The following is a 12,864-nucleotide window of genomic DNA, read 5'->3' as shown; positions in this document are numbered from 1 at the left end:
TGTCAACGGCCATTGAGATGCCCAGGTGGGTGGCCGTTGGGTGTCCAGGCTGGTGGCCATCAGATGCCCAGGTGGGTGGCCAGTGGTGTTCCTGGGGTGGGGGTCAGTTCAAGGGGACCACTCCCTTCCCGGCGAGGGCCTCGGCGAGGCGGTGTGAGTCGCCAGTGGTGGTCACGAGGTGAGCGTGGTGCATGAGGCGGTCGGTGCTGGCGCCGGCGAGAGTCTTGGGCATGATCGTGTCGAAGCCTGAGGGGTGAATGTTGCTGGTCACCGCGATGGACCGGCGTTCGTAGGCAGCGTCGATGATCCGGTAGAACGCCTCGGCGGCGTCCTCGCCGACCGGCAGCAGGCCGATGTCGTCGATGACGATGAGGTCCGCGCGGCAGATCCGGGCGACGGTCCGGGCGGTGGACCCGTCGACCTTCGACTTCCCGATCGCGGCGCTCAGCGTCTCCAGGGTGAACCAGGACACCCGCAGGTCCTTCTCGATCGCGGCCTGGGCCAGGCCCTCGGTGAAGTGGCTCTTGCCCGTCCCCGACGGGCCGGCGATCACCAAATTCTCGGCGCGGCCGATCCACTCCAGGGTGATCAGGGAGTTCTGGGTGGGTTCGGGGATGGTGGAGTCCTCGGCCCGCCAGGAGCCCAGGGTTTTGCCGGTGGGGAAGTTCGCCGAGTGGCGGCGAAGGCGCCGGGTGGCCGCGTCGCGGCCGGTGACCTCCTCGGCTATCAGCAGCCGCAGGACCTCGGCGGGGTCCCAACGCTGGGCTCGGGCGGTGGCCAGGACGTCCGGGGCCGCTTTGCGCATGTAGGGCAGGCGCATGCGGCGCATGAGTTTGTCGAGTTCCTCGGGGATGGCGGGCGGGCTGGGAAAGCTCATGGGGGTGCCGTTCTCTTGGGTGACGTGCAGTCAGAATGCTGTGGTGGGCGGCGTGTTGGCTCAGCGGCCCAGGGCCTGCCAGCCGATGGTTCCGTTCTGGACGGAGTGGGCCTCGTCCGCGCGCACGACCTCGCCGGCGGGCTTGCTGTCCGCGATGTGTCCCAGGATCGAGAGCAGGTCGTCGTCGGCGAAGCGCCCGGCCGTGGCCGCCAGACCGAGGGCCTGGTCGACTTTGTCGTTGCCCAGGACAGTGGCCAGCTCGACCGCGCGGGCCATCTTGGCGCGGATGCGGATCGCGCCGGCGGGTCCGGCCTCCTTGAGCCAGCGCCCGGCCCCGGGCCCGATGCCCACGAACGCGATCTCCGCCTCCGAGCGCGGCCGCAGCCGCGGCTGGTGAACGCTGCGGCCGTCCGGGTGGTCGGGATAGTGCGCGTCGATGATCTGCGGAACACCCGGGGTGGACAGCTGGTGGCGCCAGATCTCCGACAGGTCCCCGGATTCGGTGCGGGCGGTGATGGAGAGTTCCTCGCCGACGACCCGGCACCACACCCTCGCGCCGGTATAGCCCGGCGGGGTCGAGTAGCGCACCGAGTTGAAGCTGATCGTGCGGTCCGAGCCGACCAGCCTCTCCTCGCCCAGCGCGAGCGCGAGCGGCTCGATGGGCAGGACGTGCAGGGTGGTGCGCTCCACGTCCAGGCGGCTCGCGGGTATCTGCCCGGTCGCCCGGTGACGACGGGAGTTCACCTGCTCGCACCAGGTGCGGCAGGCATCGGTGAGCTCGGCGAAGGAGTCGTAGGCGGGCAACAGGTTCGCATCCGTGGGCACCAGGTCGGCCTTCGCGATACGGACCGTGGCCTCCGCGCCGCCCTTCGACTCGGGGTCGTAGGGCACGCAACTGACCACCTGGCAGCCGTAATGCCGACCCGCGGCGACCATCTGTGGATGACGTACCGGGATCCCGGCGATGTGCTCGACGGTGACCGTCTTCGCGTTGTCCGTCAGTACATACGTCGGCGCCCCGCCAATCCGCCGCAACGCGGTGTCCAGGCAGGCCACCAGCGTGCCCAACGTGCAGTCCCAGACCGGGATCACGACCCGGAACCGCGACCAGGACAGCCACGCGCAGAACAGCCAGGTCCGCCGGCCGCCGATCCGCGGCCCCTCGCCCCAGTCGAACTGCAGCCACCGGCCCGGCTCGGGAATCCAGGGTCGGTACGTCCGGCGCTTGCCCGTCTTCCACGCGGTCTTCGCCGCGTTCACCGCCCGCCTCGTCGAGCGCGCACTTCCCCGGTAGCCCATCTTCACGAGCTTCTCGTGGACCACATCGGCGCGGATCGTCGCCTTCGACTGCTCGACCCACTCCTCGACCTTCTCCAGGAACGCGTCGATCATCTTCGGCCGCGGCTCTCGCTCATAAGGATTGCGCCCGCCGTCGCGGGCCTCGACATACCGCTTGACCGTCTTCGGGTCGTGCCCCGCCAAGCTCGCCGCCGACCAGACCGTCCCGGTCAGGTCGTACGCCTCAAGGATTTCCATGATCTCTCTGTCAGACTTCGTCACAGGACCTCTCCGACCGGTTCGCTGATGCTTCGCAAACACCAGCAAACCGGACGGAGGGGTCTCCTTCGATAAGGAAGCGATCAGGAACACCACAGGTCAGACGGCCATCCACCTGGAATTCCGGTGGCCATCAGCCTGGACCCGGCTGGCCACACACCTGGACTTTGCCACGGCCGCCGACAGAGCCGAACTCGCTTCAGGCGTCGTTGCTTGAAGGCTTGCCTGGGTGTGCGGTGCCGGGCGGTCCAGGTCTGTTGATCATCATGTCGGAGACCGGGAGTGGGAAGACCGAGGCGGGTCTGTGGGCGGCGCGGTGGATGGGTGGTCCGGGCTGCGGGGTTCATGTGGCGCTGCCGACGATGGCGACGACGGATGCTGCTCATCGGCGGGTGGAGGAGTGGGCTGGGAGGGCGCTGGCTGCTTCGTCGCCGGTGACTTTGGCACATAGTCAGGCTGGTTGGAGCCGTTCGGCGTCGCGGGTGCTCACGCACGACGGTGAGGTGGAGACGGCGGCGTCGGCGTGGTTGGACGGTCCGGGCCGGGCGGTGCTGGCGGGGGTGAGCGTCTCGACGATCGACCAGGTGCTGACCGCGGTGCTGCGGGTTCGGCACAACGCGCTGCGGCTGGGCGGGTTGACGCGCAAGGTGCTGCTGGTCGACGAGTGTCACGCGTATGACCCCTACATGCAGTCGCTGCTGCGGCGGGCCCTGGCATGGTGGGGTGCGATGGGGGTGCCGGTGGTGCTGATGTCGGCGACGGTGCCGGCGGCGGTGGCGCGGTCGTTGGCTGCGGCCTACCTGTCGGGCTCGGCGCCGGAGGCCGCGGTCCCGGATCTTGAGCCGGTGTATCCGGGTTGGCTCTACGTGGACGGGACGACGGGTAGGCCGACGGTGCCGGGTCAGGTCCTGACGGGTCGGCCTCGGATTCTGGACGTCGAGCTGGTCGACCTGCCCGGTTCGCGCCGACCGGCCGAGCATGGCGCGGTGCCGGCAGCCGACCAGGCCCGCGCCGCCTTCGTGCGCGGGCTGCTGGAAGCCCAGTCTGGGGACTTCTGCGTCCTGACGGTATGCAACACGGTGGCGTCCGCGCAGCACACTGTCGCTGCGCTCGACGCGATCCTCGACGCGGGCGTGGAGGTCTTCCTGATCCACGCGCGCTACCGGGTGCGCGACCGGCGCGGGCGGACAGCCAGCGTCGAGGAGGCATTCGGCAAGGATCGAGCGAAGCGGCCGGGTCGCGCGGTCCTGGTTACGACTCAGGTGTGCGAGCAGTCCTTGGACTTGAGTCTGGATCATGTGGTGAGCGATCTGGCGCCGATCGCGCAGATCATTCAGCGAGCTGGGCGGGGTCTGCGCCACGAGGTCGGGGACGGGGTTCGGGTGCCGGTTTCGGTTCTGGTGCCGCGCTTGGCGAACGGTGAGGCGGACGACGGTCGCTGGAACACGATCTACGCACTGGCGCTGGTGCGTTCCAGCCGGGAGCTGCTGGCCGCGCACGGGCCGGTCTCGGTCCCGGGAGATGTGCAGAAGCTGGTGGACGCGGTGTGCGCCGGCTGGGACGTGGACACCGAGGACCGGGATGTCCGTGCCCATCTCGCCGGTGAGCGGACGATGGAGAACGCGGCACTACCTGTGATGATCCCCCACCCGCGGGACCTCGTGGACCTGTTCGACATGACCAATCTGCCGACGACGGACGTCGACGCCGCGACCCGCTACAACCTGGACAGCGTCACCGTCCTACCGGTGTGGGTCCGCTACGACGGCCTGCTCGCCCTGGAGCCGGACGGGAGCCTGCCGCTGCCGGAGGGCCGGCACGCCGACCTGCGTCCGATCCGCGAGCGGCTGCTCTCCGTGCGGCGCGAGCGCTGGCAGAAGACACTTCCGGATCTGGGCGAGCGGCTTCCCGCCTGGCACGGCGAGCGGCGCCTCGGGAGAGTTGTGATTATCGAACATCCTTTTGGTGAAGGCGAGTTGTCAGTGGGTGAGTGGACAGTGTCCTACGACTGTCGTCGTGGCCTGGTTGTCCAGGCTTCCGTTGCCGAGGAGCGTGCGTGAGCGCTGTACCCGTCTTCGATCTGGCTCACGAGCCGTGGATCGACTGCCTGTACCTTGACGGCACCATGCGGCGGATCGGCCTTCAGCAGGTGTTCCTCGACGCCTCGCTGATCGCCGACCTCTCGCTGCCGTACCCGGCCGCGTACGGCGCCCTCTATCGGGTCCTGGCCGCCATCTGCTCGCGCGTCACCGCTCTGGACGATCTTCCGGCCGGCGAGGGAGCCGAGGGCTGGTACCGGCGGCGCAACCGGCAGTTCGGCGCGGCGTTCGACCCCGATGCCGTGAAGCGCTACTTCGCCGATCGCCACGACCGCTTCGACCTCTACCACTGCGTGTACCCGTTTCTGCAGGATCCGCGGCTGACCGCGGAGTGCAAGGACACCTCCGGCATCAACAAGCTGGTGATCGGCGGCGCCTCCGGCAGCGCCCGGCCGTGGTTCGCCGGCAAGCACGGTGATCACTCCCAGCAGCCGCTGCCCTCCGACGAGGCAGCGCTCCAGCTGCTGATGTGGGCTTACTACGGTGCGGGCGGGACGGTGACCACGCGCAATCACGGCGGCGTGAACAACCAGTACGGCTGCCAGGCCGCGCCTCTGCGCGGCACCCTCAGCTACCACCCGATCGGCGACAACCTGCACACCACCCTCCTCGCTCACCTGACCTTCCCCGAGGCATTCCGGGCCCGTGCGACCGGCCCGGACCACGCGGTGTGGGAACGGGAGGAGCGGACGGACCCCACTCGGCCGGCACCCGATCCGAGCGGCCCCGTCTCGCTGCTGGCCGGCCGGATGCGCCACGCCATCCTGCTCACCGCCAGCCCCGATGGCCGCCTGGCCACCGACTGCACCATCACCTGGGGCGCCCGCAACCTCCGCAAGCAGCCCGGCCAGGAGAAGGCGGAGGTCGTCGAGGCGTTTTGCGACCCTCTCCTGTCCTACCGCCGATCGTCGAAGACCCAGAAGCCGACGTCCCCGGACGAGGCCAACGGGGGCCGACACCTGTTCCGCGACCTCGACGTCCTGCTGCACGACCCCGCCAGCAGCCCCAAAACCCGTCGTAACGCCCCCACCCAACCGCTCGTCGTGGCCGCCTGCGTCACCGTGCCCGACCGGTTCCGGGCCACCCTGCGCATCAGGGCTGTCGGTGCCCAGCAGGACCGGGCACAGAACAAGGACAGCCAGTGGTGGACCACCACCACCCCGCCGCTGCTCGCGCACAGCGCCCAACTCGACCCGGAAGGCGCCGAACTCGTCGAGGACGCCGTCCAGGAGGCCGACACGGCCGCGTGGAGGCTCGGCCTGGCTCTGAGCACGGCGTTCGGCGACAGGCCGAAGGACAGGACGGACACGGCGAACCGCAACGCCCGCATCGCCGTCCACTACTGGCCGCAGGCCGACACCGTGTTCTGGCAGCTCTACAGGACAGAACAGTTGGCAACCGCGCGGCCGCAGATGCGCGCGGCTGCCCTGGACGCCTTCGACCGCCTCACCGCCGGCCTCGCACGCAGCCCCTCCTCGGCCCGCCGCGTCGCCAAGGCCCGCGCCCTGCTGCCCCTGCCCCGAAAGGAGTCCGACTCGTGACCGACACCACCACGACTGATGCACCGACCAAGGACGGGGGCAGAACGACACGGTTCGTGAGCCACATCGCCACCCTCCTGGTCCAGGACAACGCGGCCAGTCGCATCCTGGGCACCGGTCTTCGCCCGTGGAAGGGCGTGCCGGAAGGCGACATCAACCGGTACGTCGCCGCGTGGTTGAGCGATGACATGCACGAGCAGCGTCAGCGTGCCTTCTACACCGTCGCCGCTCTCATGACCACGGCCAGCTGCTCGGGGATCGGATCGGGCACCAGCCTGGGTACCGCCCTCGGCCGTGCGTCCCGACGAGTCTCGCCCACCACGACCGAACTCTCCCTGCGGCGCGTGGCCCGCCACACCACCGCCGGCCCCTACACCCACCTGCGCGGTGCCGTACGCCTGACCGATGCCGCCGGCATCCCCCTGGACTGGGCGCGCCTGCTGGGCGAGCTCGACGCCTGGTACTTCACCGGCCCGCGGACCTGCTCTCGGTGGCACCAGGACTACTACCGCATCACCTCCCCCCTTCCCAGCACCAACTCCACCACCAGCGACAGTGAGTGACGCCATGACGACCACCATCCCCGCCACCTTCCTGGACCTGCACGTCATCCAGACCCTGCCGCTGTCCGGCCTGAACCGCGACGGCGACGGCAACCCAAAGTCCGTGGTGATCGGCGGCGTCACCCGCGCCAGGCTCAGCCCCCAGGCCGTCAAGCGCCCGGTGCGCCTGCACATCGAGAAGGCGATCCCCAAAGAGGCCGCCGTGCGCACCCGCCGTCTCGTCCACGAGATCCGCGACACCCTGCTGAGCGAGCACTGGGGCACGGCCGAGACCGAGAAGTGGAGTGAGGAGGACATCGCCCTGGCCACGTTCGCCGCCCTGGACGTCTTCGCCGCCGCCTCCGGTGGCATGAAGGTCGGCAGCGACAGCGAGGTCGCCGAGGGCGAGAAGAGCAAGGACCCGCTGGCCACCGCCGCCCTCATCTACACCCCCGCCAGCACCGCCGGCCGTCTGGCCGCCGTCGCCGCGGGACACCGCACTGCCTACGAGAGCGCCCTGAAGGAGGCCGGCTCCGCTACGGCGAAGCCCAAGGCCAAGGGCAAGGGCAAGGCCAAGAAGGACGAGCCCTCCACGATCGCGGACCCCGCCGTGATGAAGGGCTGGCTCGCCGAGGCGAGCGGCTCCATCGCGCTGCTCGGCCGCACCCTCATGGAGGTCGACGGCGCCGAACGCGACGCCTGCGTCCAGGTCTCCTCAGCGTTCACCACCCACGAGGCCGTCATCGAGGTCGACTTCTTCGTCGCCGTCGACGACTACGCCGCCACCACCCCGGGCGTGCCCGACGTCGGGCAGATGGGCGACAGCCAGCAGACCGCCGGCACCTTCTACCGGTTCTCCACCATCGGCCTGCACGCGCTCCTTGCCGGCGTCGACGGCGACATCGACCTCGCCCGGCGCCTGTGCAAGGCGTACATCGACGGGTTCGTCAACACCCTGCCCACCTCGGGCCAGACCAACTCCGCCGCGTGGACCCTGCCCGACCTCGTCCACCTCGCCGCCCGCAGCGACCGCCCCGTCAACTTCTCCACCGCGTTCGACAAGCCGGTCCGCGGCGGCCACACCGGCCACGCCACCCCCTCCATCGAGCGCCTCTCCGAGTACGCCGCCACCATCCACCGCCTGACCGCCGGTCGCGGTCTGGTCCACGGCGTCCACGCCCACACCGGCACCGGCTCCCTGCCCGGCCTCGGCAAGGCCGTCGACAGCTACGACCTGGCCACCGCCGCCGTCCTCGACGCCGCGTTCGGACCCCAGCAGTGAGCACCGACCACGTCCTGGTCCTGCGGCTGGCCGGCGCCATCCAGTCCTGGGGCGTCCGCGCCGGGTTCACCGACTATCGCGACAGCATCGACCACCCCACCCGCTCGGGCGTCCTCGGCTTCCTCGGCTGCACGCTCGGACTACCCCGCGGCTCCGGACCTGGCGAACTCGCAGTCCTCGACCTCGCCGTCCGCATCGACCGCCCCGGCAGCCCGATGGAGGACTTCCACACCATCGGCGGCCAGTCCCTCTCCCAGGTCATCCCATCCGCTGACGGCACCAGGCGCCGAGGTGCGACTCTCACCCAGCGCGCCTACCTCGCCGACGCGGCGTTCACCGTCGCCCTCACCGGACCAACCAACCTGCTGGAGAAGCTCTCCCACGCCATCGACCACCCGGTGTACATCCCCTACCTGGGCCGGCGCGCCTGCCCGCCCGCAGCGCCGTACAACCTTGGCCTGCGTACCGGCAGCGTCGCCGACGCCTTCACCACCGCACCGCTCGACCGCCCGGCCCCCTACAAGCGGGACACCGTCACCGTCGACGTGATCACCACCGTCGCCCCGAACGACCCCACCGCGACCCACACCCTCAACGACAACCCCCAAGGCCAACGGCGCTTCACCCAGCGCACCCTGGCCCGCACCACCCTCACCCTGTCCAGCACCCTCTGCGTCAGCGACAAGCCGCCGGAGCGCTACGAGAGGCTCCACAACTACCGCTACGCCAAGACCATCTGACACCCGACTCCCCGCCCGAACGGGGTTGCGAAAGAAGACCATGACCAGCGCCTACCTCACCGAGATCCGCCTCAACACCCGCTCACGCGAGGTCCAAGCCGACCTCGCCCGCGGTGGCTACGGCTTCCACCACCGCACCACACGCCTCACCGGCGCCGAAGGCGACACCACCCCCACCACGGCCGGCGCCCGCCCCCTGTGGCGCCTCGACACCTTCAACAACGGCCTGCGCCTGCTCCTCCAGTCCACCGACAAGCCCGACCTGACCACCCTCCCCACCCACTACGGCAACGCCCGCACCCTCCCCCTCGACAAGCACCTCGACCGCCTCACCGCCGGCCAGAAGGTCCGCTACCGCCTCACCGCCAACTCCGTCCGCTTCGCCCTCGACGAGATCACCGGCCTCCCCCTGGCCAACCGCATCCCCTGCAAGGGCGAAGAGGTCAACCGCTGGTGGACCCTCCGCGCCCCCGACACCGGCCTCGCCCTCGAAACCAGCACAACCCTGCAACTCCCGACCGTCACCGGCAACCGCGACCACAAACCCGGCTTCCGCCTCGTCCTCACCCGCTACGACGGCACCGCCACCATCACCGACCCCGACGCCCTGCGCACCGCGATGCTCACCGGCATCGGCCGCGGCAAAGCCTTCGGCGCCGGACTCCTCACCATCGCCGCCACCCTGTAAGTCGCCCAACCTCAACGCTCCTTGACAACAGCAAAGAACCAGAAAAGCCCCCGCGTCACCGCAGGTGGCGAAGCCTCCTCCCCGCACGCTCGGGGCTGCTCCGGTGCTCGGGAACGACCTGCGCGGTGCCGAGATCTCCTCCCCGCACGCTCGGGGCTGCTCCGGACCTCCACCTGCGCGGCAAGAGCGACGAGTGCTCCTCCCCACACGCTCGGGGCTGCTCCGAAGGTCAGCATGTAGATGCTGCCTATGAGGTGCTCCTCCCCGCACGCTCGGGGCTGCTCCGGGATCGAGCTGGGTGCGCTGGCACAGGTGCAGCTCCTCCCCGCACGCTCGGGGCTGCTCCGACCTTCGAGGCCTCGTTCAGCGCGAGGAGGCGCTCCTCCCCGCACGCTCGGGGCTGCTCCGGTCATCGAGGACATCTACGACACCCGACTTCGCTTCTCCCCGCGCGCTCGGGGCTGCTCCGAGGCCCCGGGCGCTGTGGACCTAGTGTTCGGTCTTCTCCCCGCACACTCGGGGCTGCTCCGCAGGCCGTCACTGCTGCCACATACCAGCAGCACTTCTCCCCGCGCGCTCGGGGCTGCTCCGCACTACGGGGTGGAACTCACCCGGGCACACACCTTCTCCCCGCGCGCTCGGGGCTGCTCCGGCCGCTTGCTCATCTGTGAAAATGAACGGCTCCTCCTCCCCGCGCGCTCGGGGCTGCTCCGGCAACGGCCGCGTGGGTGGTCACTGCCACGTGCTTCTCCCCGCGCGCTCGGGGCTGCTCCGGACGTCTTCTGGGTCATCGTGGGTGAACTCGCCTTCTCCCCGCGCGCTCGGGGCTGCTCCGGTGCAGCCCGACACCTGCGTGTAGACGCTGCCCTCCTCCCCGCGCGCCGAGGCGTCGGAGACGACGGGGTTGGACCCCGCCCAGGCCGCGGGCGATGAGGGAGCAGAGGCCATCGTGTTGATCTCTCCGTCGTGACCTCAACAAGCCGAAGGATCAACCGGTGGCCGTCTTACGTTTTCAGGCGACACCCGCTACTGGGACGAAGACCCCCGGATCGGGTGGAGCCCGTACGACCACTTCCCTGGACGCAACTCACCGACCTGCCTCTGCCGCCCGGCGCGAGTGGGCCAAGTCATTCGCTATTCCGAGTGCACCCTCACCCACTCGGCCCACGGAGGCGACTGGTGATCGGCAGCCGCTGTCTCGTGACTCCGCTTCATGCAACACGCTCCCGGAGAGGAATACCTCACTCCTCTTCTTGATTGGCCTCTCCGTACGATCGTGCGAAGGGGGCGCAGGTGACCGACCTGAAGGTGTTCCGGCTGGGTGGCGACGGCCGTGATGTCGAGCTGCGTGGTTCGACGGTCGCGAGGGAGCGAGAGCTGCAGCGGCGGGTCGAGGCATCGCTGGAGGAGATGCTGGGGGTGCGCTTCCTGGCGTCGGAGTACCCGACCGGGCCGTGGCACCAGGGACGGATCGACACCTTGGGCCTGGACGAGAACACCGTGCCGGTGGTCGTGGAGTTCAAGCGCGGTCGTGACGCCGGGGTGATCACGCAGGCGACGTCCTATCTTGCGTGGCTGACCGCGCATCGCCACGAGTTCGAGGCACTGGTGCGAAGACGCTTGGGCGCCGAGGCCGCGGAGGCGATCGACTGGCGACGGCCACGGGCGGTCTGCGTGGCGGGCGAGTTCTCGCGTCACGACCGCACCGCTGCTTCTTTTCACCAGCGGGACCACCGGATCGACCTGGTGCGCTACCGGGTCTACGGCGCTGAGTTGCTCACCCTGCAGCTGGTGGAGACGGTCCCGGGCTTCACTGCCTCCGCGTCGGAGCCGCCGGCGGTTGCTCCGGCTGATGAGGCGTTCGTTCCGGATGCCGTCGCGGTGCCGGCGCAGGGTCCGCTGGTGGAGGTGCCGGGGTGTCTGCGGGAGTTGTACGGCGAGTTGGATGAGGTGCTGACCGCGGCGGGCGAGTTGGAGGTGGTGGTGCTCAAGCACTACATCGCCTACCGGCGGATGTTGAACGTGGCGTCCGTGATCTTCCGGCCGTCGCCGTCGCACCGGGCGATCCTGATGTACCTGCGGCTGGACCCGGACACGGTGGAGCTGGAGGCGGGGTTCACCCGGGACGTGCGCGGGATCGGGCACCTGGGGACCGGTGACCTGGAGGTGCGGATCGCCTCGTCGGTGGACGTGGCGAAGGCGGCGTCGTTGATTGGCCGGGCGGTGGAGGAGTCCTGAGGGACGGATGAGGGCGGCTGGAGCTTGGTGCTCCAGCCGCCCTCAACCGTCTGCGGCCGGTCGGCCTGGTGGTGGCTCTCGCGGTCATGCCTCCGGTCCGGCGAGGACGAAGTCGTCCTGGGTGAGTTCTGCCCGCAGCCGCTGTTCGGCGACCTCGGCGTAGTGGGGACTCAGCTCGACGCCGAGGAATCGCCGGCCTTCGCGTAGGGCGGCGACGCCGGTTGAGCCGCTGCCGGTGAAGGGGTCGAGGACGGTGCCGCCTTCGGGGCAGATCTGGACGAGTTGCTGCATGATCTCCAGCGGCTTCTGGGTGATGTGGACTCGGTCCTTGCGGGGCTGGGAGGCGATGAAGTGGCCGGGGAGGTAGATGGCCCGGCTGTTGTCGAGGGTGCCCTTGACGCCCCAGGTGATGAACTCCGCGGACTGCTTGAAGCCGCCCTTGCGGGGCCGGCTGGCGGGCTTGATCCAGGGGATGGTGCCCTGCCAGGTCCACCCGGCCATCTGGAGGGCGTCGCTGGTGGTGGGTTCCTGGCGCCAGTCGCCGAAGACCATCGCGACCGAGTGCTCGGTGGAGGCCCGGTACGCCTCGGTCAGCAGCTCGGTCAGCCACGAGCGGTAGGAACGCTGGTCGCGGTTCTCCCCGGGGAAGGTCTGCAGGTCGTGTGCGGAGCCGGAGGTCACGTACTTGGCGCGGGCGTCGCGGCTGGTGCGCTCAGAGCTGGTCCTGCCGCCGCTGTTGTACGGGGGGTCGGTGATGACGGCGTTCACGCTCTCGTCGGGCAGGGACTTGAGGACGGTGAGGGCGTCGCCTCGGTGGAGCGTGTAGCTCATGGGGCCTCTCTCAGGGCAGGGGTGGACCCGCTCCCGGTGGCGCTCTGCGGCAGCCGCCGGGAGCGGGGATGGCCGGGACGGTAGCGGTGAAATCCGGCCGTACCTAATGAACGGCGTGGGCGACGGCCCTGGTGGAGGGGCCGTTTGGTGCGGCCGGATTTCGCGTCTACTGTCTCGCCATGCCAACCGGGCAGTGGGCCAAACCGGCACGCTCCCGAGGAGCCTGCGTGTTCCACCTGAGATTACGAGCGCGGCTGGCTGCCGCGCAGACCTGAGACCGGTGTCCCGGAGCTACCAACTCCACTGACCCGGGCCCGCCTTGAATCGCGGATTCACAACAGCGCGGTGCCGACGGCTTTGGACGAGAAGTCGGCACCGCGCCTCCTACGACACCAGGGAGCCGCTGCGATGCAGCCTGCCCAGATACGCCTGCACCCTGCTCCAACTCCACGCTCCCGCACGGCGTTGC

The 12,864-nt window shown here is 69.8% G+C and carries 10 protein-coding genes; 7 read left to right on the top strand and 3 right to left on the bottom strand.

What is annotated here, in order from left to right; translation table 11 throughout:
* Positions 1-103 precede the first annotated feature (103 nt).
* Positions 104-877, bottom strand: a complete 774-nt coding sequence (istB, locus tag AC060L_RS33570) for an IS21-like element helper ATPase IstB (RefSeq protein ID WP_483799922.1) — start codon at positions 875-877, stop codon at positions 104-106.
* A gap of 60 nt (positions 878-937) precedes the next feature.
* Entirely contained in the window at positions 938-2,413 is a 1,476-nt protein-coding gene (gene istA, locus AC060L_RS33565; protein WP_483799923.1) for an IS21 family transposase, read from the bottom strand.
* A gap of 287 nt (positions 2,414-2,700) precedes the next feature.
* On the opposite strand from istA, the gene cas3 reads away from it, so the two are divergent.
* The 7 genes from cas3 (at position 2,701) to AC060L_RS33530 (ending at position 11,564) form a co-directional block, all read left to right on the top strand.
* Positions 2,701-4,494: a CRISPR-associated helicase Cas3' gene (cas3, locus tag AC060L_RS33560; protein WP_483802765.1), complete on the top strand. Its 1,794-nt coding sequence runs from the start codon at positions 2,701-2,703 to the stop codon at positions 4,492-4,494.
* Positions 4,491-6,074 (top strand): type I-E CRISPR-associated protein Cse1/CasA, encoded by a 1,584-nt coding sequence (gene casA, locus AC060L_RS33555; protein ID WP_483802764.1) that lies wholly within the window; start codon positions 4,491-4,493, stop codon positions 6,072-6,074. The genes cas3 and casA overlap by 4 nt, the downstream gene beginning before the upstream one ends.
* A complete protein-coding gene (gene casB, locus AC060L_RS33550; protein ID WP_483802763.1) occupies positions 6,071-6,637 on the top strand; it encodes a type I-E CRISPR-associated protein Cse2/CasB in 567 nt (188 codons plus the stop codon). Before casA ends, casB begins: the two co-directional genes overlap by 4 nt.
* Before the next feature lie 4 nt (positions 6,638-6,641).
* Entirely contained in the window at positions 6,642-7,898 is a 1,257-nt protein-coding gene (gene cas7e, locus AC060L_RS33545; RefSeq protein ID WP_483802762.1) for a type I-E CRISPR-associated protein Cas7/Cse4/CasC, read from the top strand.
* Positions 7,895-8,638 (top strand): type I-E CRISPR-associated protein Cas5/CasD, encoded by a 744-nt coding sequence (gene cas5e, locus AC060L_RS33540; protein WP_483802761.1) that lies wholly within the window; start codon positions 7,895-7,897, stop codon positions 8,636-8,638. Before cas7e ends, cas5e begins: the two co-directional genes overlap by 4 nt.
* Positions 8,639-8,678: 40 nt before the next feature.
* A complete protein-coding gene (locus tag AC060L_RS33535; protein ID WP_483802760.1) occupies positions 8,679-9,326 on the top strand; it encodes a type I-E CRISPR-associated protein Cas6/Cse3/CasE in 648 nt (215 codons plus the stop codon).
* A gap of 1,293 nt (positions 9,327-10,619) precedes the next feature.
* Positions 10,620-11,564, top strand: coding sequence for a DUF5655 domain-containing protein (locus tag AC060L_RS33530; protein ID WP_483802759.1), 945 nt, complete (start codon positions 10,620-10,622; stop codon positions 11,562-11,564).
* 84 nt (positions 11,565-11,648) lie between these two features.
* Here the strand turns inward: AC060L_RS33530 and AC060L_RS33525 are convergent, their stop codons facing one another.
* Positions 11,649-12,395: a DNA-methyltransferase gene (locus AC060L_RS33525; RefSeq protein ID WP_483802758.1), complete on the bottom strand. Its 747-nt coding sequence runs from the start codon at positions 12,393-12,395 to the stop codon at positions 11,649-11,651.
* Positions 12,396-12,864 lie beyond the last annotated feature (469 nt).

It is taken from the genome of Kitasatospora sp. NEAU-69 (assembly GCF_057158765.1).
This window is presented reverse-complemented; position numbering and strand designations above follow the sequence as displayed.